The sequence below is a fragment of the Mycobacterium sp. genome, assembly GCF_004298145.1.
Lineage (GTDB): Bacteria > Actinomycetota > Actinomycetes > Mycobacteriales > Mycobacteriaceae > Mycobacterium.
In genome coordinates, this window is sequence record NZ_SCRH01000053.1 from 92,960 (window position 1) to 117,180 (window position 24,221).

The following is a 24,221-nucleotide window of genomic DNA, read 5'->3' on the forward strand; positions in this document are numbered from 1 at the left end:
TCGCGCCGCATGCCAGCCGGGTGTGATCGCCCCGCTCCCCCTCGAACCGCTGCGCGGTCCGCGGAGCCGAAGCTGGGTGCCTGCCCCGCTTCGAGGGGAAGCGGGGCGGCTGCCTAAAGAGTGTACTTAATGCGGGGAGGGCCCCAACGGGGGGCGGCTACTTGGGCGCGAACCGCTGCCCGGCGTCCAGCCGCAGGCATTGGCCGTTGAGCATCGGGTTGTCCACGATGGCGGCCACCAGCTTGGCGTACTCCTCGGGACGGCCCAGGCGCTTCGGGAAGGCCGCGTCCTTGGTCAGCGCCGCCGCGAATTCGTCCGGAATGCCCTGGGTCAGACCCGTCGCGAAAAGGCTCGGGGCGATCCCCAGCACCCTGATGCCCACCGAACCCAGGTCACGCGCCATGGTCAGGCACATCCCGGCGATCCCCGCCTTGGCGGCGGTGTAGGCGACCTGCCCGATCTGCCCTTCGAAGGCCGCGATCGAAGCGGTGTTGATGATGACGCCACGCTCCCCCGTGTCGGGGTCCTCGGGCTCGTTCTTCGCCATGTGCGCGGCGGCCAGCCGGCTGATGTTGAAGGTGGCGATCAGGTTGAGGTCGATCACCGACTGGAAGGATTCGAGGTCGTGCGGGCCGGACTTGGTCAGCGTCCGCTTGGCGATGCCGCCACCCGCGGTGGTGATCACGACATGCAGGCCGCCGAGCTTGTCGACCGCGGCCTGCAGCGTCTCCTCGGTGCCGGTGAAGTCGGTGACGTCGACGGGGTAGAAGGTACCGCCGATGCCCTCGGCAACCGTCTTGCCGTCGGAGCCCTCGCGGTCGAGCACCGCGACGTCCGCGCCGCGTTCGTGCAGCAGCTCGGCGCTGGCACGACCCATTCCCGACGCGCCGCCGATGACGACGACCTTCTTCCCGTTGATCTCCATCCGGACCTCCCATTTTTAGGCTTGTCAGATTCCATGCAATCTGTAACGTTACGTAGGCACGCTAGCGCGTCCGCTCCGGACGCTTGTCACCGAGCCATGCCAAGCTGGCAAACGTGCTCCTTCTCGACGTGGCGACGACGTCAATCGACGTCGGGAGCACGTCGTCGCGACTGAAAAAGGTCGCCCGCATCGCCGACCTGCTCGGGCGGGCCGCCCCCGATGCCAGTCTGGTCACGATCGTCGTGTCCTGGCTTTCCGGCGAGTTGCGGCAACGTCAAATCGGTGTCGGCTGGGCGGCGTTGCGTTCGCGCCCGCCGCCGGCCGCGAACGCCGCGTTGACCGTCGCCGGCGTCGACGCCACCTTCTCCGGGATCGGCGCCGTGTCCGGCAAAGGCGCACAGGCTCGCCGCGCCACACTCCTGGCCGCCCTGTTCGCCGCCGCCACCGAAACCGAGCAGACGTTTCTGGTCCGACTGCTGGGCGGCGAACTGCGCCAGGGCGCGCTGGCCGGAATCATGGCCGACGCCGTAGCCACGGCCGCCGGTATCCCCGCCGCCGAGGTGCAGCGGGCCGCGATGCTGGGCGGGGACCTGCCGGCGGTGGCGGCGGCGGCGCTGTCCGGCCCCTTGTCCGGCTCCGCGACCGCCCTGCACACCTTCACCCTGCGGGTCGGCCGGCCGGTCGGCCCGATGCTGGCGCAGACCGCGGCCAGTGTGGCCGATGCGCTCGAACGCCACGGCGGGCAGGCGATTTTCGAAGCAAAGCTGGACGGGGCGCGCGTACAGATTCACCGCGCCGGTGACGAGGTCACCGTCTACACCAGAAGCCTCGACGACGTCACCGCCCGGCTGCCCGAAGTGGTGCAGGCGACGCGGGCACTACCGGTCACCGACCTCATCGCCGACGGCGAGGCGATCGCGCTGCGCCCGGACAACCGGCCACAGCGCTTCCAGGTCACCGCATCGCGGTTCGGCCGCTCAGTCGATGTCGCCGCAGCCGTTGCCGCGCAGCCACTTTCGGTGTTCTTCTTCGACATTCTGCACCGCGACGGCGTTGACCTGATCGACGCGCCGACCACCGACCGGCTGGCCGCCCTGGACGCGTTGGTCCCACCCGCGCAGCGCGTCGATCGGCTGCTCACCTCCGACCCGGTCGAAGCGGGCGGGTTCCTGGACGCGACGCTGGCCGCCGGCCACGAGGGCGTGCTGGCGAAGGCGCCGGACGCGCCGTATCAGGCGGGTCGCCGCGGCGCGGGCTGGCTGAAGATCAAGCCGGTGCACACGCTGGACCTGGTGGTGCTCGCCGTGGAGTGGGGATCGGGGCGCCGCCGCGGCAAACTCTCCAATATCCATCTGGGCGCCCGGGACCCGGCCACCGGCGAATTCATCATGGTGGGAAAGACTTTCAAGGGTATGACCGACGCCATGCTGGACTGGCAGACCGCCCGGTTCGGCGAACTGGCCGTCGGCGGCACAGACGATTACGTGGTGCGCGTGCGACCCGAGCAGGTGGTCGAGGTGGCCCTGGACGGCGTGCAGAAGTCGTCGCGCTACCCCGGCGGGCTGGCGCTGCGGTTCGCCCGCGTCGTGCGGTATCGCGACGACAAGAGCCCCGCCGAAGCCGACACGATCGACGCCGTGCGCGCGCTGTATTGATCCACTCGGGGACTACACTCTTGCGAATCGTGCTTTGTCGTCGGTGAATTCGGCCAGGATCGCAGCGGTCAGCGTCGGCCGGATGTCGCCGATGGCCGCCAGATGATCTGCCGTGGTCGGAGGCTCTCCCGTGCCATGCCGCATTTCACGATCGAACGCCACCTGCGCGCCCTTGCGGGCGGCGAACTCGATGTCGGCGGGGGTGAACAGCTCGGTCGCCGCGACCAACTGGTCGACATCAATGCCCGAATCACCCTCGCCGAGATAGCGTTTCCATACAGCCGCGCGAGCCGGCTCATCCGGAGGACCGACCGGAATGACGTAGTCGAAGCGCCCGGGCCGCAAGAATGCCGAGTCCAGCGACCGGACCGAATTGGTGGCGCACACCAGCAGACACCGGTCGTGCTCACGAAACGACGGGATGAGTTTCAACAGTTCATTGGTGACGCCGGTTTCGGTGGTGCTGGCACCGGCGCGCGCGATCGCGATTTCCTCGACTTCGTCAATGAACAGCACCAGCTCATCGAGCTCGGCCAGATCTGAGAACACTTCGCGAAGCGACGCCGCCAGTCCGCCATCTGCCACCGCCGCCAGCCGGGACGGAAAGAGCTCGATGAACGGCCAGCCGAGCCGCGACGAAATGCCTTTTGCGAAGCTGGTTTTCCCCGTCCCGGGCGGGCCGAACAAGATGACCGCCTTAGGGGGGCGGACCCTATAGCGGTTCGCGATGTCGGGGTGGGCCAGCGGGGCGATGATGCACTGTTCGATCAATCGCTTCTCTCGCTCCATGCCGGCCAGTTCCTGCCACAGCCCCGGCGGCAGCAGCCGCCCGCCGAGTTCGGCGAGCAGATTGGCTTGATCGGGCCGCAGGTGTTCGACCATCTCGTAGTACACCAGCCCGTCACGGCGGGTGTAGCCGGAGTTTTCCAGCGCCGCCGAACCGGTTGCACCCTCGGGAAGGAGGGTGCAGATTTTGCGCACCCCAACCGACCGCAGCCGTCGTTCGAGATCGGCCAGCAGTGCGCTGCCGATACCGCGATGACGCCACCGTGCCGCCAGGGCGACCAGCAACACCCACGCCCGCTCGCCGTCGGTCCGCGCGACGGCCATGCCGACCACTTCGTCGCCGATCTGGGCGACCACCGCCGGCTGCCCGCCCCGGGCGGCCGCCATCACTTCGGCGACCGCGAACACCGGCTCCGCCGATCCCGGAGTACGACTTTGATCCCAGATCTGAATCGCCTGATCCAGGTCGTCGTCGTCGTAATCACGCAGTCGCCATAACGACATCAGACAACGGTAATGCCCTCGTCCCGTTATGGCCATCGACGTTCTGCGGCCCGCTCCACCAAAACAGGCGTCATTGGTTTTGCGCGCGTAGGGTTTCCGCCGTGGCTCTCAAAGAGGACGGCAGAGACGTCAGCTACATCCGCACCGACGAAGACCTGCCACCCGTCGCCATCGTCGACCGCTCCCCCATCACGCCGCGGCACAAGGTCATGTTCGCGATCATCGCGGTGATCGGCGCCGTCGCCTGGGCGATCATCGCGTTCGCACGGGGCGAGACGGTGAACGCGGTGTGGTTCGTGGTCGCGGCGATCTGCACCTACCTCATCGGATTCCGCTTCTATGCCCGGCTGATCGAACGCAAGATCGTCCGTCCGCGCGACGACCACGCCACGCCGGCCGAAGTTCTCGACGACGGCACCGACTACGTGCCGACCGACCGCCGGGTGCTGTTCGGCCATCACTTCGCCGCGATCGCCGGGGCCGGACCACTGGTCGGTCCGGTGCTGGCCACCCAGATGGGCTATCTGCCGTGCAGCATCTGGATCGTCATCGGCGCGGTGTTCGCCGGCGCCGTGCAGGACTACTTGGTCTTGTGGATCTCTACCCGGCGCCGCGGCCGTTCGCTGGGCCAGATGGCCCGCGACGAGCTCGGCGCCACCGGCGGCGTGGCCGCACTGCTCGGGGCGTTCGTCATCATGGTGATCATCATCGCGGTGCTCGCACTCGTGGTGGTGCGAGGACTGGCCCAAAGCCCCTGGGGCATCTTTTCCATCGCCATGACGATTCCCATCGCCCTGTTCATGGGCTGCTATCTGCGGTTCCTGCGTCCGGGCCGGGTGGCCGAGGTGTCGCTCATCGGCGTCGCGCTACTGCTGGTCGCCGTGGCCTCCGGCGCGTGGGTCGGCGAAACCTCTTGGGGCACATCCTGGTTGAGCTTATCCGCGGTGACGGTGTCCTGGTTGATCATCATCTACGGTTTTGTCGCGTCGGTGCTGCCGGTGTGGTTGCTGCTGGCGCCGCGTGACTACCTGTCGACGTTCATGAAGGTCGGTGCCGTCGCGCTACTCGCCGTCGGTATCTGCATCGCGCGGCCGGTCATGCAGGCGCCCGCAGTGTCGCAATTCGCGTCCCGCGGCGACGGGCCGGTGTTCCCCGGCGCGCTGTTCCCGTTCCTGTTCATCACCATCGCCTGCGGCGCGCTGTCCGGGTTTCACGCGCTGATCTCGTCGGGGACGACGCCCAAGCTGCTGGAGAAGGAAAGCCAGATGCGGCTGATCGGCTACGGCGGCATGCTGACCGAGTCGTTCGTCGCCGTCATGGCGCTGGTCAGCGCGGCGATCCTCGACCAGCACCTCTACTTCACCCTCAACGCCCCGGCCGCGCGGACCGACGGCACCGCGGCCACCGCCGCGCACTACGTCAATGGACTCGGGTTGAGCGGGGCCCCGGCGACCGCGGAGCAGCTCAATCAGGCCGCCGCCGGGGTGGGCGAGAAGTCGATCGTGTCGCGCACCGGCGGAGCGCCGACGCTGGCGGTCGGGATGTCCGAGGTGCTGTACCGGGTGTTCGGCGGCGCCGGCCTCAAGGCGTTCTGGTACCACTTCGCGATCATGTTCGAGGCGCTGTTCATCCTCACCGCCGTCGATGCGGGCACCCGCGTCGCACGGTTCATGCTCTCCGACACGCTGGGCAACTTGGGTGCTCCGCTGGTCAAGCTACGCAACCCGAGCTGGCGCCCGGGCGTCTGGTTGTGCAGCCTGGCCGTGGCCGCAGCGTGGGGCAGCATCCTGCTGATGGGCGTGACCGATCCGCTGGGCGGGATCAACACGCTGTACCCGCTGTTCGGCATCGCCAACCAGCTGCTCGCCGCGATCGCGCTGACCGTCATCACCGTGATCGTCATCAAGAAGGGCCTCCTGAAGTGGGCGTGGATTCCCGGGGTTCCGCTGCTGTGGGATCTGGTCGTCACGATGACCGCGTCCTGGCAGAAGATCTTCTCCGCGGATCCGGCCGTCGGCTACTGGACCCAGCATTTCGGATACCTGGCCGCCAGAAGCGCCGGTAAGACGTCGTTCGGATCGGCCAAAAACGCCCACCAACTCGACGACGTCATCAGGAACACCTTCATCCAAGGCACGCTGTCCATCCTCTTCGCGGTCGCCGTCGTCATCGTGGTGATCACCGGAATCGTCGTCGCGCTCGGGGTAATTCGCGGGCCAGGCCGGCCATTGACCGAGGACGAGCCGGTGCCCTCGAAGTTCTTCGCGCCGTCGGGTCTGATCGCCACCGCCGCCGAGCGAGAGTTGCAACGGCGATGGGACGCGCCGGGGAAAAAGGTTGTGCCCAAGGCCACGGCGCGGTCCTAAACTTGCGCGATGAGGGTCGGTATCGACTTTGGCACTACCCACACCGTGGTCGCAGCCGTCGACCGAGGCAATTATCCCGTCGTCTCCTTCGACGGCGTGGACGCGTGGCCGTCGATCATCGCCGCCAACACCGCCGGGGAGCTGCGGTTCGGCGCGGACGCTGCCGCCGTCCGCCACGAGCCGGGGTGGTCGGTGCTGCGCTCGTTCAAACGTCTGCTCAACGACGCCGGCCCCCAGACCGAAGTAAACATCGCCGGCCGTGACCATCGACTGGCCGACCTGCTCACCGGGTTTCTGGCCCAGCTGAAAACCGATCTGCAGCGTCATTCGAACGTCACGCTCGCCACCGGAGAAGCCATCGAAGCCGCGGTCAGCGTGCCGGCCAATGCCTCGAGCGCCCAGCGCCTGCTGACCCTGGATGCCTACGTGGCCGCCGGGTTTCACGTCGTCGCGCTGCTCAACGAGCCGTCGGCCGCGAGCCTGGAATACGCCCATCGGTATCGCTCGACCATCACCGCCAAACGCGAATACGTCCTCATCTACGACCTCGGCGGGGGAACGTTCGACGCGTCGCTGCTGAAGATGACCGGGCACGCGAACGAGGTCGTCATCAGCGAGGGTATCCAGCGCCTCGGTGGTGACGACTTCGATGAGGCGATCGTCGGGCTCGTGCTGGCCGGCGCGAACCTGCCCGGCCTCGACGCCGCCACCCGCGACGCGCTGGCCGAAGAATGCGCCGCCCGCAAGGAGGCCGTCGGGCCGCAGACGCGCCGCTTTCTGGTGGACCTGTCCCCGTTCGATCGGCCGCCGTTCTCCTGCCCCATCGACGACGTCTACTCGGTGTGCGCGCCGCTGGTCGATCAGACGATGGAGCCGCTCAACCGGGTCCTGCGCGACCCGGCCCGCCGCCGCGACGACGTGGACCTCTCGGAGGTGGCAGGCATCTACGTCGTCGGCGGTGCCGGTGGTTTCCCGCTGGTATCCCGGATGCTGCGCGGCAACTTCGGCGACAAGCGGGTGAAACGCTCACCGCACCCCTTCGCCGCCACGGCCATCGGTCTTGCCGTTTTCCTCGACAAGGAGTCCGGTTTCGCGCTGTCCGAACGCTTTTCGAGGAATTTCGGGGTTTTCCGGGAAGCCGAAGCCGGCGCCGGGGTCGTCTTCGACCCGATCGTGTGCAAAGACGTTTCACTGCCCGCCGACGGGCAATCCCCGCTAGTGGTGAAGCGGAAATATCGAGCGGCACACAACATCGGACACTTCCGGTTCGTGGAATGCAGCCGCCTGGTCAACGGGCGGCCCGACGGCGACGTCACGCCGTATGACCCGGTGCTGTTTCCGTTCGACCCGGCCCTCCACGACCGCGACGACCTCGGGCGCCAGCCGGTCGGCCGCTGGAAGGACGGACCCGATGTCGAGGAGCACTACGTCATCGCGCCCAGCGGTGCGGTGGAAGTGACCCTGACGACGCAGCCGGCCGGGTTCAAACGCACCTTCCGGCTGGAGCGGTGCGCGCCGGCGAGTTGATGAGCCCTCCTGACATGCAGCTGTATGACGTGATGCGAACCTCTTTCGCGGCACGGGAATTCACCGACGATCCCCTGCCCGACGAGGTGCTGGCGCGCATCTTCGACAACGCCCGGTTCGCTCCCAGCGGGGGCAACAGGCAGGGCGCTCACGTCACCGTGGTGCGCGATCCGACGGTGCGCCGCCAGTTGGCCGAGCTCGGGGTGCCCGCGGCGCGCCGCTACTTCGCCCAGCTGCAGGCGGGTGAAAACCCCTGGAACTCAATTTATCCCAGTCGGGTGCCGCGAGAGGTCATCGACGAGACGGAGATCCCCGACACGTTCATGGCCCCGATCGCGAAAGCGCCTGTGGTACTTGTGGTCTCGGTTGACCTGACCGTTGTCGCCGCCCTCGATCAGCATCTCGACCGCGTCGGGATCGCCGGCGGGGCGTCGGTATATCCGCTGATTTGGAACATCTTGCTCGCCGCGCGAAGCGAGGGCTACGGCGGCACCATCACGACGATGGCCATCGCGGCCGAACCTCAAGTCCGCCGACTGCTCGGCATCCCCGAGCTGCACGCGGTGGCCGCCGTCGTGCCTCTCGGTAAACCGGTGCGGCAGCTGAGCAAGCTGCGCCGCAGGCCGGTCGCCGAGTTCATCACCCGTGATCGATTCGACGGCCCGGCTTTTGACGGGTAACGGATCTTATGACCGATATCGATCTGGACGCTCTGTCGACCCCCGAACACGGATACACCGTCGACGACCGGGATGACGACGATCCGATCCTGCTCGACCGGCAGACGTGAAGGGAGACATTCTGATGTCCACGTGGCTCATCACCGGCTGTTCGACCGGACTCGGTCGCGCATTGGCCGAGGCTGTCGTCGCCGCCGGCCACAACGCCGTCGTCACCGCGCGTGACGTCACCGCGGTCGGCGACCTGGCCGAGTCCGCCCCCGAGCGGATGCTCGCCGTAGCCCTCGATGTCACCAAACCGGCGCAGGTCGCCTCCGCCGTGCAGCAGGCACAGGTGCGGTTCGGCCATGTCGACGTGTTGGTCAACAACGCCGGTTACGGTTATCGCGCCGCGGTCGAGGAAGGCGTTGACGCCGATGTCCGCACGCTGTTCGAGACGCACTTCTTCGGCACGGTCGCCATGATCAAGGCCGTCCTGCCCGACATGCGGGCACGCCGCCGCGGTGCGATCGTGAACATCTCTTCGATCGGCGCCCAGTTGACCCCGGTGGGGTCCGGCTACTATGCGGCGGCCAAGGCCGCGATCGAAGGCATGAGCGGAGCCCTTCGCGGTGAGCTTGTCCCGCTGGGTATTTCGGTGACCATCGTCGAGCCCGGTGCGTTCCGCACCGACTTCGCCGGACGCTCGTTGAGCCAGTCGGCCGCCGTCATCGACGACTATGCCGCAACCGCCGGGCGGCGTCGCAAGGAGAACGACACCATGGATGGCAACCAGCCCGGCGATCCCGCCAAGGCCGCCACCGCGATCATCGCGGCCGTCGAGTCGCCCGAGCCGCCGTCGTTTCTGTTGCTGGGGCCCGATGCGCTGGCCGCCTATCGCTACGCCGCGGAGGTGCGGGCAGCCGAGATCAACAAGTGGGAAGAGCTGACGAGCGGCACTAATTTCGGGCCGTAACCGCCTGCCGCAGCTTGTTTTTCGCGAGTTTGCCGGTCGGTGTCCGGGGCAGGTCGTCGACGAACTCGACCGAGCGGGGCGCCTTGTAATGGGCGATCCTGTCGCGAACGTAGTCGATGAGCTCTGCTGCGAGGGCATCGGTTCCACTCACCCCCGGTGCCGCCTGCACGAAAGCTTTGACCTCCTCGCCCATTTCGGGGTGGGGAACGCCGATGACAGCGACATCGAACACCGCGGGGTGCAGCGCTAGGGCGTTCTCCACTTCCTGCGGGTAGATGTTGACCCCGCCGGAGATAATCATGAACGACTTCCGGTCCGTCAGGTACAGGAAGCCATCAGGGTCGAGATAGCCGAGATCGCCGACGGTCGTCCAGAACGGATGTTTCGGGTGGCAGGCCGCGGCGGTCTTGTCGGGATCATTGTGGTACTCGAACGGAAGGTGATCGCGTTCGAAGTACACGGTGCCGACGGCACCCGCGGGTACCTCGTCCCCGTCGTCGTCGCAGATATGCAGCGCCCCGAGCACGCTTCGCCCGACCGACCCCGGATGGGCGAGCCATTGCTGCGAGTCGATGAACGTCAGGCCGTGCGCCTCGGTGGAGCCGTAGAACTCGTAGAGAATCGGGCCGAGCCACTCGATCATCGCCCGTTTGACATCCGCGGGGCAGGGCGCGGCGGAATGCATCAGCATCCGCAGGCTCGACAAGTCATGGCGTCGGCGGACGGTTTCGTCGAGTCTGAGCAACCGTACGAACATGGTGGGAACCAGCTGCGCGACGGTGACCCGGTACTGCTCGACGTAGCGCAGGGTGGCTTCGGCGTCGAACTTCTTGGCCAGCACCACCGTGCCCCCGAGCGCCTGCACCATGCCGCACCATCGCAGGGGTGCGGCATGGTAGACGGGCGCGGGAGACAGATAGATGTCGGTGGCTTTGATTCCGTAGAACTGGCTGGCCATCGCGACGATCGGATCACCCGGTTCGTCGATACGGCGGCTCGGCAGCGGGGGCTTGATGCCCTTCGGGAATCCCGTTGTGCCAGAGGAGTACAGCATGACGGCGCCTGATGGCTCCGCGGGCAGGCGGGGGCCGGCCTCGGCGATGGCGGTTTCATAGCAGGCGAAGCCGGGAACGTCGCCGCCGAATGCCAGCCGCAGCGCGGGGTTGCCGGCCTGCGCGGCGGCTTCGGCTGCCAGGTCGGCCAGTGCGGCCGAGACGATCACCGCGCGCGCACCCGAGTCGCGCACGATGTAGGCGGCCTCCCGCGCCGTGAGGTGGTGATTGACGGCGGTGATGTACAGGCCCGATCGCTGCGTGGCCCAGTAGACCTCCAACACCTCGGCGGCGTTGTCGGACAGCAGGGCGACGACATCGCCGGGGCGGAGTCCGGCGTCGTACAGCACCCGCGCCAGCGCAGCGGAGTTGTCGTCGAGTTGCCGGTAGGTCAACGCATGTCCGGATTCCGCAAGGATCACCGCGGGGCGGTCAGGCCCATTCTCGGCGTGGGTGGCCGGATACACCGATCAGGTCGCTTCCGCGGCGGCGGCCGACACGACTACGGCATAGACCCGCTTGGCGCGGTCATTGGTCATGTCGACATGGACGAACTTCTGCTCGGTGTACTCGTCGAGGGCGCCGGGTCCGAGCTCACGCCCGAGACCGCTTTGCTTCATACCGCCGAAGGGGAACATCGCGTTGACCATGTGCCAGTCGTTGATCCACACCGTGCCGGACTCCAATTCGCGCGCGATCGCCAACGCGCGTTCGTTATCCGCGGTCCACACGCCCGCGGACAATCCGTACTCGCTGTCGTTGGCGATCGCGACCGCCTCGGCGTCGTCGGCGCATTTGATCACGACGAGCACCGGCCCGAAGATCTCCTCCCTGGCCACCCGCATGTCGTTGGTGGCCCCGGTCAGGATCGTCGGCGCGACCCAATGACCATCGGCGAACCGGGCTTCGGCGGGGACGGTGCCCTGGAAGGCGATCTGGCATCCCTCCTCCTGCCCGAGCGCGACGTACTTCTCCACCCGCGCTTGCTGTTTGGCGGATATCAGCGGTCCGATGTCCGTGGCCGGGTCCATCGGATCGCCCACGACGAGGGTGGACGCGCGGGCCACCAGCCGTCGCACGAACTCGTCGTGAATCGATACATGCAGCAGCAGCCGCGTTCCGGATTCGCAGGCCTGACCGGCCATCAGCAAGAATCCGAACAGCGTGCCGTCGACGGCCAGATCCAGGTCGGCGTCATCGCAGACGATGTTCGCGCCCTTGCCGCCCAGCTCGAGGGTGACCTTCTTGACGTTGCCGGCGGCGGCGCGCATCACGGTCTTGCCGACTTCCGTCGAGCCGGTGAAGGCCACCTTGCGAACATCGGGGTGTTCGGCGAGCCGGGCGCCGACGACCGGGCCGGGTCCGGTGACCACGTTCAGCACCCCCGCCGGCAGCCCGGCTTCGTCTGCCGCCCTGGCCAATTCGAGTAACGTCAGCGGCGTCTGGTCATCGGGCTTGAGCACTATCGTGTTGCCTGCCGCTAACGCGGGACCCAGCTTCCACACCGCCAGCAGCAACGGGAAGTTCCACGGCACGATGCCGGCGCAGACGCCGACCGGCTCACGGCGAAGCACCCCGGCGGCCAGCGTGGGCGCTTGGATCAATGGTCCGGTTTCCTCGAAAGCATATGAGCGCGCCAACGAGGCGAAGTATTTCAGGTGGGCGATCGAGTAGCCCAGCAGGAACGCGCCCGCCGACCTTGCGGTCGCGCCGTTTTCGCGCACCTGCAGGGCGGTCAACTCGTCGAGCCGCGCGGCGAGGTTGTCGGCGATCGCGTCGAGGATGCGGGCGCGTTCGGTGGCGGGCGTCGACCGCCAGACACCGGAGGCATGTGCCGCGTGCGCCGCGGCGACGGCCTCGTCGGCCACGGTTACGTCGCCCTGGGCGACGGTCGCGACCACTTCATTGGTCGCGGGATCGCGCACCTCTAACCTGCTCGAGGCGTCGCGCCACCGCCCGTCGATGTACATCGGATAGTGCGCAATGCCGGTCATGTCGTCCTCGCTCTTGTTCATCGGATCCGTCGGCGCCATCGCGCGGAGCTCCTGAATCGGCCGGCGGCGTGGTGCGCCACGCTGACCCCGGCCGGGATGCCCAGCGGAGCAGCAAGAATGGCCACGATGGTGATGAGATTCATGGGCGGTTCAGAACCGGATCAGTCCGCGGAGATTCACGCCGGCGTGCATGTCGGCGTAGCCCGTGTTGATCTCCTCCAGGGTGTACTCGCGGGTGACGAGTTCGTCGAGCTTCAATCGACCGGCGCGGTACAGGTCGAGCATCCGGGGTATGTCGTGGCGGGGATTGGACGATCCGAAAAGTGATCCGCGGACCTGCTTTTCGTACAGGGTCAGGTCGAACAGCGACATGTCGACGCGGGTGTCGGCCGGGTGCGGGATCGCGGTCATCACCACCCTGCCGCGCTTGCCGACCAGGCTCAGCGCCTGCGCGACATAGGTTCCCTCGGCCGAATCGGTGCTGACCACGCAGACGTCGGCCAGCTGGCCGCGCGTCAGGTCGGTGATCAGGGCCTGCGCCTCGTCCACCGTCGCCGCCGTGTGGGTGGCGCCGAACTCGACCGAACGATTCCGTTTGTACTCCACGGGATCGAGGGCGACGATGACGCGTGCGCCCGCGATCCGCGCGCCCTGCACCGCGTTCATCCCGATCCCGCCCACACCCATGACCACCACCGTGTCGCCGTCCCGGGCCTCGCCGGTGCGCACCATGCTGCCGTAGCCGGTGGTGACCCCGCAGCCGACCAGCGCGGCGGTGTCCAGCGCGGTGGCGGGGTCCACCTTGATCACCGACGCCAGCGGCACCACCGTGTATTCGGAAAAGGTTCCCAGCACGCACATTTGGCCCAACCCCTGGCCTTTGGCGTGGAACCGGAAGGTGCCGTCGAGCTGCGGTCCGGCGATGATGGCGGCGCCGAGTACGCACAGGTTGCTCATGCCCCGCGAACACGGTCCGCAACGACCGCAGGCCGGAATGAAACTCAACGCCACCGAATCCCCCTCGGCGACGTCGGTGACACCCGGTCCGACGTCGACGACGACGCCGGCGCCCTCGTGCCCACCGACCACCGGTAGCTGCATCGGCATGTCGCCGGTGATCAGGTGGTCATCGGAATGACACAGCCCGGCCGCGGCGATCTTGACCAGGACCTCGTTCTCCTTGGGCCCGTCGAGGTCGACCTCTTCGATCTCCCACTTCTGGTGCAGCCCCCACAGCACCGCCGCTTTGGTCTTCATCCGAAACTCCTTCGGGTCAGCGCTTCTCGGGTGTCCAGGTCGCCGGCAGGCTGTTGACGCCGTTGATGAAGTTGGCCAGCGCGTAGTGCGGCTCCGGTGCCGAGATGTCCGGAATGCGTGTGTAGACCTCGGTCAGCAACGCCTTGAGCATGGTGCGGGCCAGCGCCGCGCCCAGGCAGAAGTGCGGGCCGCCCCCGCCGAAGGCCATGTGCGGGTTCGGGTTTCGCAGGATGTCGAACGAATGGGGATTTTCGAAGACGTCCTCGTCGCGGTTGCCCGAGTAGTACCACAGCACGACCTTGTCGCCCGCCTTGATCTCCGAGCCGCGCACGGTGATGTCCTGGGTGGCGGTGCGGCGCATGTGCAGCAACGGCGATCCCCAGCGCAACACCTCCTCGAGCGCGGTGCCGACCCGGCCGTCGACGTCCTCGACCAGCAGTGCGCGCTGCTCGGGGAACTTCGAGAGGGCCGCGATGGCGTGGGCCGAGGCGTGCCGCGTGGTGTCGTTGGACGCGACGCCCATCAACACGAAGAACGCCTTCAGCTCGTCGTCGGTCATCTTCTTGCCGTCGAACTCGGCCTGCACCATCCAGGTCATCAGATCGTCACCGGGGTTGGCCCGCCGCTCGGGGATCAGCACCGTCGCGACCTCGTGCAGGTCCATCACGGCGCCCATGAACAGTTCGAGTTCGCTCTGCTCACCGCGGATGTTCGGGTCTGTCCAACCCACCAGCCGTTGGGCGGCGCGAACGGCCGTGTCACGCAGCTCACCGTCGGGCAACCCGAAGAAGCTGCCGAAGATGCGACCGGGCAGCTTGACCGACACGAGCTGGACGAAGTCGCCTTCACCGAGGTGCGCCATCTCGCTGACCAGGTCGTGGGCGTGGCCGCGGATCCAGCCTTCCAAGCGGCGCACGTTCCTGGTCTTGAAGGCTTCCGTCGTGATCCCGCGCAGCTGGGTGTGGCGCGGGGCGTCCATGGCGATGAACGACTGCGCGATCGCCACCGCCTCGGGGGCGAAGTCCTCCATCGTGATGCCCTGCGCGGAGGAGAAGATCTCCGGGTGGCGGCTGGCCATGCGGATGTCGTCTTGTTTGGTCAGCGACCAGAATCCCCTGGTGTTGAGCTCGGGGGGCAGCAGATCAGACTCCGCGGGGCGGCTCCACGGCACGGGGTTCTCCGCGCGCAGGACGGCGAAGCCGGCGTCGCGCTCTTCCGGGGGTCTCGCCCAGAACTCGCGGGCACTGAGATCGATGTCTTTGTGGGTGGGCGCGGTCGTGGATGCGGTCATCGGGGGCCCTTTCTGGCAATGTGCGGTGGCGCGCGTCACCGCGGCGTTGCACCCATGCTGGCCAGCGCGGCGGCGGTACGGCACAGGCGCGAGTGCCATCCACTGGCCTGCGCGGGCCAGCGCGTGGAACCGGCGATCAGGCGATCGGGGCGCGGAAGGTGGCGACCAACCCACCGCCGTCGCGCGCACTGAAGCCCACCCGGCCACCCATCGCCTCGGCGATCTGCTGCACGATCCACAGGCCCAGCCCGGCGGTGCCGCGTTGCCCGCCGACGCTGACGTACTTGGTGGTCAGCTCGCCAAGACTCTCGGGCGGGATGCCCGGACCCCGGTCGGCCACCGTGAGGACCAACTCCTCGCCGTCCCGGGAGCAGGTCATGTCGACCGGTTCGCCCCGGCCATGCCGGGAGGCATTCTCCAGCAGGTTGGTCAGCACGCGGCGCAGCCCCTGAGCGTTCACGGCCACGGCCCCGACGTCGTCGCTCACGGACAGCCGCAACCGCGGTGGTGCCAGGCCGACCGCGTCGGCGGCGGCAACGATGAGGTCGGCCACGTCGACGCGGCGGACCCGGCCCGCCGAGAATGTCGGGCGGCGACTGAGCGCGACGTCGGACAGGGCGTCGAGCATGTCGGCGAGGTGGTGCACGTGCCGGGCCACCAGCTGCAGACTGGTGTCCCGGTCGGCCTGCGACATCGGCTGGGTCGACGTCAGCGCCTCGGTCAGCGCCTCCAAGGACGTGACGGGAGTGCGGAATTCGTGCACCAGCACCTGGAGTCCATCCTGTTGCGACTGGTAGGACCGCAGCAGGCGCGCCCGCAGGTCTCGCTCCTCTTCGGCGGCGGCGTGTTCGGCCTCGGCATCTACCAGCGCCCGCAGCCGCGAGCGGTGTTCGCGTTCGGCGAGCGCGGACAGCCCCGCGGTGATGATCGCGATGAAGATCAGATACAGCGCCGACCAGCCGGCCTGCAGCGCCGGAGCCGCCGGGCTGACCGGATGTTCTGGCGACGAGATCAGCGCCACGGGGATGTAGGCGGCGCCCAAAAGGATTGCGACCAGCAGGGTTTCGTTGAACGACAGCCGCGCCGCCGAGGCGATGACCGCGAGCGCCAACACGGCGACCACGGGGCTGTAGACGCCCCCGCTCAGCGCGATGAGCGCCAGCGTGAATGCCGAGTCGAAGCCGGTGACCAGCCACGCGTACCGGGTGCGCCGGACCTCCAGCTGGGGATAGGCCATCGCGACGGCCGCGTAGACGATCGCGCCCCCCAGCACCGCCACAGTGGCCGGCGCGTGCTGGCGGACCCACTGGGGTCCGATGGCCAGCAGCACGCCGATCGAGATAACCACAGCGACCCGCACCGCGACGACGGTGCGGGCCAGCCCGTAGTCCTCGCCGTCGAAGTCCACCGTGGTTCGGAGCTGATCGAGCGGTCTCACCCAGCTGACCATAGGGTTGGGGCTAGCATCGCGGCAATGACTCGCTCGCCGTATGTCGTGGTGATCGTGGACGACCATGAGCTGTTCGCGCAGGGCCTGGCCCTGTTGCTCACCCGCGAATGGGGCGAACTGTTCACCGTCGGCGGCCAGACGACGTACGTCGAAGAGGCCGCCGACCTGGTGGCCCGCTGCGCCGCCGATGTCGCGATCATCGACCTGTCGATGCCCCCGCTGGGCGGCGTCGCCGCCATCCGGCACATCAAGGCGCGCCACCCGAAAACCCGGATCCTGGCGCTGTCGGGGACCGACGACCTGGCGCTGGCCGAAGAGGCGTTGCGGGCCGGCGCCGACGGCTTTCTGCCCAAGACCGCGCGGCCCGAGGCGCTGGCGGGGCCACTATGGACGATCGCGGAGGGCCTGCGCGTCATCGACAGTGCGCTGCTCGATGCGCTGCTGAGCAACACCCGCAAGCCGCCGTCCGAGCTGCTGGACAACCTCAGCGCCCAGGATCTCCAGCTATGGACCCTGCTCGCGACCGGCATGGAGACCGGCGACATCGCCCAGCGGATGCTGGTGTCGGAGCGCACCGCCAAACGCATGGTGGCCGCGCTGCTGCACAAACTCGGGGTCGGCAACCGCATCGCCGCTGCCGCGCTGGCCGGACGCTACCGGTTGCTCGACGATGTCGCCGAAACCGGCCGCATCAGTTGAGGATTCGGATCGCTTGCGCGGGACACATTGCGGCTGCCCGAATCACCGCTTCACGGTCGGCTTCGGGCGGGTCCGGCTCGAGCACCACCACTTGTTCGGCGCCGTCGGGAATGTCGAAGACGTCGGGAGCGGCCAGTAGGCACTGCCCGTGCCCCTCGCACAGGTTGTAGTCGACGGTGATGTGCATGAGCGCCAGTATCGGCGCCGGCCGCCCCCGGCCGGGCGGCCCCGCTGCGCCAGATTTGGCCTGCCCGGGCCAGCAGCAGGTCGATGCGGCGTTTTCAGTCCGGCCTCGGGCATCGCCAGGACATACCCGGCTCCGATGCGCCCGGCCGGCTCGGCGCCCCGCTGCCAGCCATGGTGGCTCACGTCGTCACCGCGGTGCAGCAACCGTCCCGCGCCCACCCCCCAAGCGAGAACAGCTTCGCTATTTTAGAGAAGGTAGTTCTTCGCTGCCGAGAGACGAATTACGATCGCTGGTGACCTGTGCCGGGTCCCGCGTGGCCCCTGACGATCGGAGTCCATCATCGACGCCTGGATTCTCGACGCGGTACGCACGCCCCGCGGGCGAGGCCGCCCCGACGGCGGACTGCACGCCGTTCACCCACAGGCCCTGCTCGCCCGCTGCCTCACCGCGCTGGCCGAGCGGATCGACTTCGATCCGGTCGACGTCGATGACGTGATCGCCGGCAACGGCATCCTCAGCGGGGACCATGGCGACGACATCGCTCGCTTGACGGTGTTGTTGGCCGGCTGGCCGGAGACCGTTCCCGGGATGACGTTGAGCCGGTTCTGCGGCTCGGGCCAGCAGGCCGTCACCGTTGCGGCGGCGGGCATTGCCGCCGGCACCGAGGATTTGGTGATCGCCGGCGGCGTCGAGTCGATGTCGCGGTGGGGCGTCACGGCGGGAGTCCCGACGATCGACGGCAACAACCCCGACCTTCGCGCCATGTATCCCACTGTCCCGCAGGGTATTTCGGCCGATCTGATCGCCACCCTGGAGGGGTTCGGCCGCGAGGCCGTCGACGCCTACGCCGCACTGAGCCAGAGCCGCGCCGCCGCGGCCATCGAGGAGCGCCGCTTCGATCGCTCCCTCGTCGACGTGCCGACGCCGCACGGCCGGGTGGAACGCGACGAGCATCCCCGCCCGGGCACCACCGCCGAGACGCTGTCCCGCCTCAAGCCGGCCTTCGAGGCGATGGGAGCGACGTGCGCCGACGGCGAGCAACGCACATTCGACCAGATATGCCTCGAGCGTTATCCGGGCATCGACCACATCGATCACGTGCACCACGCGGGCAATTCCTCCGGCGTGGTCGACGGCGCGGCGGCCGTGCTACTGGCCTCCTCCAACTGGATGCACACCCACCGGGTAACCCCACGCGCGCAGATCCGGGCCACCGCGGCCATCGGCAGCGAACCGATCATCATGCTCACCGCGCCCGGCCCCGCGGCTCAGCGATGCCTGCGACGCGCGGGCATGACGGTGGCCGACATCGACCTCTGGGAGATCAACGAGGCCTTCGCCGCCGTCCCGCTCAAGACGATGCGCGATCTCGACATCGATCCCGACGTGGTCAACGTCAACGGCGGCGCGATTGCCCTCGGACACCCGATCGGCGCCACCGGCGCCATGCTGATCGGCACCGTGCTCGACGAACTTGAACGCCGTGATCTGACAACGGGACTGGTAACCATGTGCACGGGCGGCGGGATGGGCACCGCAACGATCATCGAGCGGGTATGACCATGCCGAGCACCCTCGAGCTCGACCGGCCCTGCGACGGTGTCGCGGTGCTGCGGCTGAACCGCCCGCAGCGGCTCAACGCCATCAACGAGGCGATGCAGGCCGAATTGCGCCAAGTATTCGGCGATTTGGCCGTCGACGCCGCGGTGCGCGCCGTCGTGCTGACCGGTGCCGGACGCGGGTTCTGCGCCGGCATCGACGTGCGCGACTTCGGGCCCTCGATGCTCGAGGCCGGCGCGCCTGCGCTGGACCGGATGCGCTTCCAGGAGAGGATGGCCGCCCTCGCCGGGGCGGTGCGCGCCTTGCCGCAGCCCGTCATCGCCGCCGTCAACGGGCCCTGTGTCGGGGCTGGACTCGCCCTGTGTCTGGCCGCGGACATCCGAATCTGCTCGGCCGCCGCATCATTCGGCAACGCCGCCATCCTGCTGGGGCTCTCGGGTGCCGAGATGGGCATGAGCTATCACCTGCCGCGCATCGTCGGCACCAGCGTGGCCGCCGATTGGATGCTCACCGGCCGCACGGTGCCGGCCACCGAAGCCGACCGGCGCGGTCTGGTCAGCGAGGTCGTCGAGCCGGACCGGCTGGCCGACCGCGCGGTGGAGTTGGCCTCGCTGGTCGCAAGCCATGCCCCGCTCGGTGCGCAACTGACCAAGCGCGCCCTGCAGGTCAACACCGACGCCCCGAGCCTGACGTCGGCGATGGAACTGGAGAACCGCAACCAGGTGATCTCCCACGCGACCGACGAGGCGGCGCAGCGCCGCAAGAAGTGGTCTTCATGACCGGAGTGACCGGAGTGGCCGGACCCCTGCGCGGCGTCCGCATCGTCATGATGGGCGGGCTGGGGCCGGCACCGTTTTGCGGAATACTGTTGGGCGACTTGGGTGCCGAAGTTATCCGCGTCGATGCCCTGACCGGCGTCGACGGACCGCTCCCGATCGACTACACGGTCCGGCGCAGTCAGCGGTCGCTCGCCGCGGACGTCAAGGATCCCCGTGGCCGGGACCTGGTTCACCGTCTGGCCGCGGGCGCGGACGCCTTCGTCGACGTGTACCGCCCGGGGGTGGCCGAACGCCTGGGCATCGGGCCGGACGCGCTGACCGAGCGCAATACTCGCCTGGTCTACGCCCGCATGACCGGCTACGGGCAAGACGGACCACTGGCCGGCCACGCCGGTCATGACATCAACTACCTTGCGCTCACGGGCGCCCTGCACGCCATCGGCACCGCCGAATCACCGGTACCGCCGCTGAATCTGATCGGCGACTACGGCGGCGGCGGAATGCTTTTGGCGGTCGGCCTGCTCAGCGCGATCCTCGAGGCCCGCGAGTCCGGTGTGGGTCAGGTGCTCGACGTCGCGATGGTCGACGGAGTGGCGGCGCTGCTGGCACCCTATTTCGGGATGCTCCCGGCGGGTACCTGGCGCGACCAACGCGAAGCCAATCTCCTCGACGGCGGCGCGCACTTCTACGGCGCATACGCCACCGCCGACGGCGGCCATATCGCCGTCGGCGCCATGGAGCCGAAGTTCTACGCCGAACTGTGCGATCGCCTTGGCGTCACCGTGCCCCAGGACGATGACGCGCCGGCCGCCTGGGCCGCGCACCGCGCCTCGGTGGCCGCCCGTTTCGCCGAGAAGCGCCGCGACGAGTGGGAGCGGATCCTCGACACGCCGGGATGCTGTGCAACACCGGTGCTTTCGCTGACCGAAGCACCGCGGCATCCGCACCACGTCGCGCGGCGGACATTCGTCGAGCTCGACGGCATCACCCAGCCCGCACCGGCGCCACGCTTCTCCCGAACTCGTCCGGCGACGCCCGCGTCACCGTCGCTACCGGGCGATCACACGCGCGCAGTGCTACGCGACATGGGACTGGACGCCACCGCCGTCACCGCGCTCGAGGACGCCGGCGTGGTGGCCCAAAGCAGTTCGTAGATAACGACTTTAGAGAGGATAGCGTATGTCGTGGGACTTCTCCACCGACCCGCAGTGGGCGCAACAGCTGGACTGGGTCGAAGACTTCGTCCGCGAAGAGTGCGAGCCGATCGACCTGATCGTCAAGGAATCCCACGATCTCGGTGACCCGGTGCGTCAGGCGCTGATCCCGCCGCTGCAGGAGATCGTGAAACAGCGCGGGCTGTGGGCCACCCACCTCGGTCAGCACCTGGGCGGTCCGGGGTACGGCCAGGTGAAGCTGGCGCTGCTCAACGAGATTCTGGGCCGCTCGGAGTGCGCGCCGATCGTCTTCGGCTCCCAGGCGCCCGACTCCGGCAACAGCGAAATCCTGGCGCACTACGGCACACCCGAGCTCAAGGCCCGTTACCTCGAGCCGCTGCTGGACAACCGCATCATTTCCTGTTTCTCGATGACCGAGCCGCAGGGCGGCGCCGACCCGAAGGTGTTTCGCACCACCGCGGTGCAAGACGGTGATCACTGGGTCATCAACGGGGAGAAGTGGTTCTCGTCGTTTGCCTCCATGGCGTCGTTCCTCATCGTGATGGCGATGACCGATCCCGAGGCAGCGCCCTATGAGCGCTACTCCATGTTCGTCGTTCCGGGCGACACCCCCGGCATCAACGTGCTGCGCGACGTGGGACTCGGCTACCAGCCGACGGGCGGTGGACGCGAGGGTTATGTCCGCTACGAAAACGTCCGCGTGCCGGCGGATCACATGCTGGGCCCGCGCGGTGGGGCGTTCGTGGTCGCCCAGACCCGCCTGGGCGGCGGTCGCATTCACCACGCGATGCGCACCGTGGGCCTGGTCCGCCGGATCTTCGACATGATCTGCGAACGGGCGGTGTCCCGCCACACCCAGGGCGAGGTGCTGGCCAACAAGCAACTCGTGCAGGAGATGGTCGCCGACTCGTGGATGGAGGTCGAGGCGTTCCGGCTGCTGACTCTGCAAACCGCTTGGAAGATCGACCAATTCAACGACTACAAGGCCGTTCGGGCCGACATCTCGGCGGTGAAGGCGATGATGCAGAAGGTGCTGCACGACGTGTCCTCACGGGCGCTTCAGCTGCACGGGTCGTTGGGCACCACCCACGAGATGCCCTTCGTGCAATACCTGGTGGAGTCGTTCGTGCTCGGGTTGGCCGACGGTCCCACCGAAGTGCACAAGGTGACGCTGGCCCGGCTGTTGCTGAAGGACCGTGCGCCCGCGCCCGACCTGTTTCCCTCCGAGCATTTGCTGCGGCTGCGCGCGGCGGCGGAGGCGAAGTTCGCCGACAAGCTGGCGGGTATCCCGCGCGGCTAGACCGATTTCGTGACGCCGACGTAGGACAGCACCACGTCGGACAGGTCGGTCACCCGGGTCAGCACCGCGTAGGAGCGGATGAACGACTGGCCCACGCATCCGTCGATCTTGACGTGGAAGTTGCTGATCATCACCCAGGGGTTGGCACCCTTGAACTGCTTCTTGATCACCGGCACCACGATCACCAGGCCGGGCTTGAGTCCCACGCTCATCACGCCGTTGATGGGCGTCGAAACGAACGGCAGCAGGGCCGGCAGCGTGCCGGTGGTGTCGAACGTCGGGGTGACACCCGGGATGACGCCGACGCCACCCTCCATGATCACGCCGTTGGAGGTGCTCATATCGATCCCGCAGCCGATCTGGTAGCCGACTTCCAGGACGCCGCGGGGCTCTTCGGATCCGCTGAGTGACCCGACGTAGATGCCGCTGGATATGTATTCGCGCGACGAGATCGCGGTGGTCAACGGTGCCACCGGAACCTGCATCTCGTCCCGTGCGCCCAGCCCCAGAGTCCAGCCGTCAGGGGTGTTGATTGTCACGGGGGGATTCGAGGGCACCGCGCCCCCGCCCGGGGCCGCCGCATCGGGAGGCGCGGGACCCAACTGGGGTTCGGAATCGGCCGAGGGCGCCATGATCACCGACGTGGCGAGGCAAACGGCGATAGCCACGGCACGACGAACGACGACGGCTACCGGCCTCACGGCCAAAACGGTACGCAGGATCCGGTTCGGCGCGTGAAATTTGCTGGCCGGCAAACCAAATTTGTTGTTCGTTCGTGACTGTTGTGCAATGTAGAATCGGCATTAGCGTTTCGACAATCTCCAGTATTCGCCTGAATTGCGGAGAGGGTGGCGATGATATTTCGCAGGTGCGCTCGCCTACTGGTCGCGGGTTCGACGATCCTTGCAGCTTTGACCGGCGGCACCGGCACAGCGCTCGCGTCTCCGGATCCTGGCCAGCAGCCCGACATCCCGACGATCGACGAATGGCAGATACAGTTCCCAGCAACGTTGACGAATCCGCTCGATGAGAGCCGCCTAACAGACGACTGGGGTGGTGTCGGTATGTGGTGCGAAAATCTCCACGCCAATTGCAGCTGACCACCTACGCCGTTAATCCAGCCGTGACCGTGTCCGATCCAGCAATCTCGGCAAAGCGGCTGCCATGGCCTCCAATTCGGCTCGCGGCGAATTCCTCCGGCGGTTGTGCTTGACGATCAGCGACCACGTCGCCACCGATTTGAAGCACGCCAGCGCGGTGAACCAGGCCAAATCGGTGACCTCGCAACCCAACTCGCGCCGGTAGACCTCGGTGAGTTCGGCGGTCGGCGGCGCCATCACCTCCGGCTCCGGGACCCTCCGGTAGGTTTCCGGGTCGCAGTTGATCAGGAACCAGCCGGCATCGATGCGCGGATCGCCGATCGACCAGATCTCCCAATCGATGATCGCGTTGACGTGCGACCCGGTGGCGAGCAGGTTACCCAACCGGAAGTCACCGTGCACCACGCGGGGCGCCATCGCGCCTGGCGCGCAATCCAATAGGGCGTCGCGCACCGCCGGCCAGCCGGGCGCCAGCGCCGGATCGACGGTGCGCAGGGTGTCGGACCACCGGTGAACTTCGGCGACCGGATCGACGACCGGCTCACAGCCCAGCCCGAGGTCGGCTGGTGAGAGGCGGTGCAGCGCGGCCATGGCGCGGCACGCGTTCCGGTACCGGTCGGGCAGCCAGTGGGTCGGCGGGCACCCGTCGAATAAGGGCTCGACACAGTCGCCGTCGACGTGCGACATGACATACAGCGGGGGCGTGCCCGGCGGATTCCCCGGGTCCTCCGCGAGCACATCGGGAACCGGAACGCTGGTCGCGGCAAGCGCCTTGAGGATGCGGGCCTGGCGCAGCACGTCGCGATGTGCGACCGGTTCGACACCCGGTGGAGCGACCTTGATCACCACGCGCCGGCCATCCAGGACGCCCGCGAACGTCAGGCTGGAGGCGCCCCCGGACACCGCGGCGACGGCGGTGACGCCCGCGCCGGCGAGGCGGTTGCGCAGCTCGCTCAGATCGAGCTCGGCTCGGCTCATC

At 67.9% G+C, this 24,221-nt stretch carries 20 protein-coding genes; 10 read left to right on the plus strand and 10 right to left on the minus strand.

Annotated elements, in window-relative coordinates; all coding sequences use genetic code 11:
- Window positions 1-157: 157 nt before the first annotated feature.
- The gene (locus EPN51_RS22695) at window positions 158-925 is read right to left on the minus strand and encodes an SDR family NAD(P)-dependent oxidoreductase (protein WP_067246748.1); all 768 of its coding nucleotides are present in this window, start codon (window positions 923-925) and stop codon (window positions 158-160) included.
- A 113-nt stretch (window positions 926-1,038) separates the two neighbouring features.
- Between EPN51_RS22695 and EPN51_RS22700 the strand changes: the two genes are divergently transcribed.
- Window positions 1,039-2,580: an ATP-dependent DNA ligase gene (locus EPN51_RS22700; RefSeq protein WP_293047154.1), complete on the plus strand. Its 1,542-nt coding sequence runs from the start codon at window positions 1,039-1,041 to the stop codon at window positions 2,578-2,580.
- Window positions 2,581-2,592: 12 nt separating this feature from the next.
- Here EPN51_RS22700 and EPN51_RS22705 read toward each other — a convergent pair whose 3' ends face one another.
- Complete coding sequence (locus EPN51_RS22705; protein ID WP_293047156.1) at window positions 2,593-3,870, minus strand: GNAT family N-acetyltransferase; 1,278 nt, start codon at window positions 3,868-3,870, stop codon at window positions 2,593-2,595.
- A gap of 101 nt (window positions 3,871-3,971) precedes the next feature.
- Between EPN51_RS22705 and EPN51_RS22710 the strand changes: the two genes are divergently transcribed.
- From EPN51_RS22710 to EPN51_RS22725, 4 genes are all read left to right on the plus strand, one after another.
- Window positions 3,972-6,236, plus strand: a complete 2,265-nt coding sequence (locus tag EPN51_RS22710) for a carbon starvation CstA family protein (protein WP_293047158.1) — start codon at window positions 3,972-3,974, stop codon at window positions 6,234-6,236.
- Between the two features lie 9 nt (window positions 6,237-6,245).
- Window positions 6,246-7,763 (plus strand): Hsp70 family protein, encoded by a 1,518-nt coding sequence (locus EPN51_RS22715; protein ID WP_293047160.1) that lies wholly within the window; start codon window positions 6,246-6,248, stop codon window positions 7,761-7,763.
- Window positions 7,764-7,777: 14 nt separating this feature from the next.
- Complete coding sequence (locus EPN51_RS22720; protein WP_293047282.1) at window positions 7,778-8,443, plus strand: nitroreductase family protein; 666 nt, start codon at window positions 7,778-7,780, stop codon at window positions 8,441-8,443.
- Between the two features lie 124 nt (window positions 8,444-8,567).
- On the plus strand, window positions 8,568-9,398 hold the full coding sequence (locus EPN51_RS22725) for an oxidoreductase (protein WP_293047162.1): 831 nt from the start codon (window positions 8,568-8,570) through the stop codon (window positions 9,396-9,398).
- Here EPN51_RS22725 and EPN51_RS22730 read toward each other — a convergent pair.
- The 5 genes from EPN51_RS22730 to EPN51_RS22750 all read right to left on the minus strand — a co-directional run bounded on the left by EPN51_RS22730 (window position 9,382) and on the right by EPN51_RS22750 (window position 16,430).
- A complete protein-coding gene (locus tag EPN51_RS22730; RefSeq protein WP_293047164.1) occupies window positions 9,382-10,917 on the minus strand; it encodes an AMP-binding protein in 1,536 nt (511 codons plus the stop codon). The two genes, EPN51_RS22725 and EPN51_RS22730, sit on opposite strands and share 17 nt — an antisense overlap.
- A gap of 3 nt (window positions 10,918-10,920) precedes the next feature.
- Window positions 10,921-12,444, minus strand: coding sequence for an aldehyde dehydrogenase family protein (locus EPN51_RS22735; RefSeq protein WP_293047284.1), 1,524 nt, complete (start codon window positions 12,442-12,444; stop codon window positions 10,921-10,923).
- 150 nt (window positions 12,445-12,594) lie between these two features.
- Window positions 12,595-13,701: an NDMA-dependent alcohol dehydrogenase gene (locus tag EPN51_RS22740; RefSeq protein ID WP_293047166.1), complete on the minus strand. Its 1,107-nt coding sequence runs from the start codon at window positions 13,699-13,701 to the stop codon at window positions 12,595-12,597.
- Window positions 13,702-13,717: 16 nt separating this feature from the next.
- Window positions 13,718-14,992, minus strand: a complete 1,275-nt coding sequence (locus EPN51_RS22745; RefSeq protein WP_293047168.1) for a cytochrome P450 — start codon at window positions 14,990-14,992, stop codon at window positions 13,718-13,720.
- A gap of 136 nt (window positions 14,993-15,128) precedes the next feature.
- Complete coding sequence (locus EPN51_RS22750; protein WP_293047170.1) at window positions 15,129-16,430, minus strand: HAMP domain-containing sensor histidine kinase; 1,302 nt, start codon at window positions 16,428-16,430, stop codon at window positions 15,129-15,131.
- 36 nt (window positions 16,431-16,466) lie between these two features.
- On the opposite strand from EPN51_RS22750, the gene EPN51_RS22755 reads away from it, so the two are divergent.
- Window positions 16,467-17,141 carry a response regulator transcription factor gene (locus tag EPN51_RS22755; RefSeq protein ID WP_293047172.1) on the plus strand — a complete coding sequence of 225 codons (675 nt, stop codon included), beginning with the start codon at window positions 16,467-16,469 and terminating at the stop codon, window positions 17,139-17,141.
- Here the strand turns inward: EPN51_RS22755 and EPN51_RS22760 are convergent.
- The gene (locus tag EPN51_RS22760; RefSeq protein ID WP_293047174.1) at window positions 17,134-17,328 is read right to left on the minus strand and encodes a ferredoxin; all 195 of its coding nucleotides are present in this window, start codon (window positions 17,326-17,328) and stop codon (window positions 17,134-17,136) included. The two genes, EPN51_RS22755 and EPN51_RS22760, sit on opposite strands and share 8 nt — an antisense overlap.
- A gap of 351 nt (window positions 17,329-17,679) precedes the next feature.
- Between EPN51_RS22760 and EPN51_RS22765 the strand changes: the two genes are divergently transcribed.
- From EPN51_RS22765 to EPN51_RS22780, 4 genes are read left to right on the plus strand one after another with little or no spacing between them, the layout of a single operon-like run.
- Window positions 17,680-18,888, plus strand: a complete 1,209-nt coding sequence (locus EPN51_RS22765; protein WP_293047286.1) for an acetyl-CoA C-acetyltransferase — start codon at window positions 17,680-17,682, stop codon at window positions 18,886-18,888.
- Window positions 18,885-19,667 carry an enoyl-CoA hydratase/isomerase family protein gene (locus tag EPN51_RS22770; RefSeq protein ID WP_293047176.1) on the plus strand — a complete coding sequence of 261 codons (783 nt, stop codon included), beginning with the start codon at window positions 18,885-18,887 and terminating at the stop codon, window positions 19,665-19,667. Before EPN51_RS22765 ends, EPN51_RS22770 begins: the two co-directional genes overlap by 4 nt.
- Before the next feature lie 14 nt (window positions 19,668-19,681).
- Window positions 19,682-20,821 carry a CaiB/BaiF CoA-transferase family protein gene (locus EPN51_RS22775; protein WP_293047288.1) on the plus strand — a complete coding sequence of 380 codons (1,140 nt, stop codon included), beginning with the start codon at window positions 19,682-19,684 and terminating at the stop codon, window positions 20,819-20,821.
- Window positions 20,822-20,846: 25 nt separating this feature from the next.
- Window positions 20,847-22,142 carry an acyl-CoA dehydrogenase family protein gene (locus EPN51_RS22780; protein WP_293047178.1) on the plus strand — a complete coding sequence of 432 codons (1,296 nt, stop codon included), beginning with the start codon at window positions 20,847-20,849 and terminating at the stop codon, window positions 22,140-22,142.
- On the opposite strand, the gene EPN51_RS22785 is transcribed toward EPN51_RS22780, so the two are convergent.
- Both EPN51_RS22785 and EPN51_RS22790 read right to left on the minus strand, forming a co-directional pair.
- Window positions 22,139-22,774 carry an MspA family porin gene (locus EPN51_RS22785; RefSeq protein WP_293047290.1) on the minus strand — a complete coding sequence of 212 codons (636 nt, stop codon included), beginning with the start codon at window positions 22,772-22,774 and terminating at the stop codon, window positions 22,139-22,141. The genes EPN51_RS22780 and EPN51_RS22785 overlap by 4 nt on opposite strands.
- Window positions 22,775-23,254: 480 nt before the next feature.
- Window positions 23,255-24,220: a phosphotransferase family protein gene (locus EPN51_RS22790; RefSeq protein ID WP_293047180.1), complete on the minus strand. Its 966-nt coding sequence runs from the start codon at window positions 24,218-24,220 to the stop codon at window positions 23,255-23,257.
- Window position 24,221 lies beyond the last annotated feature (1 nt).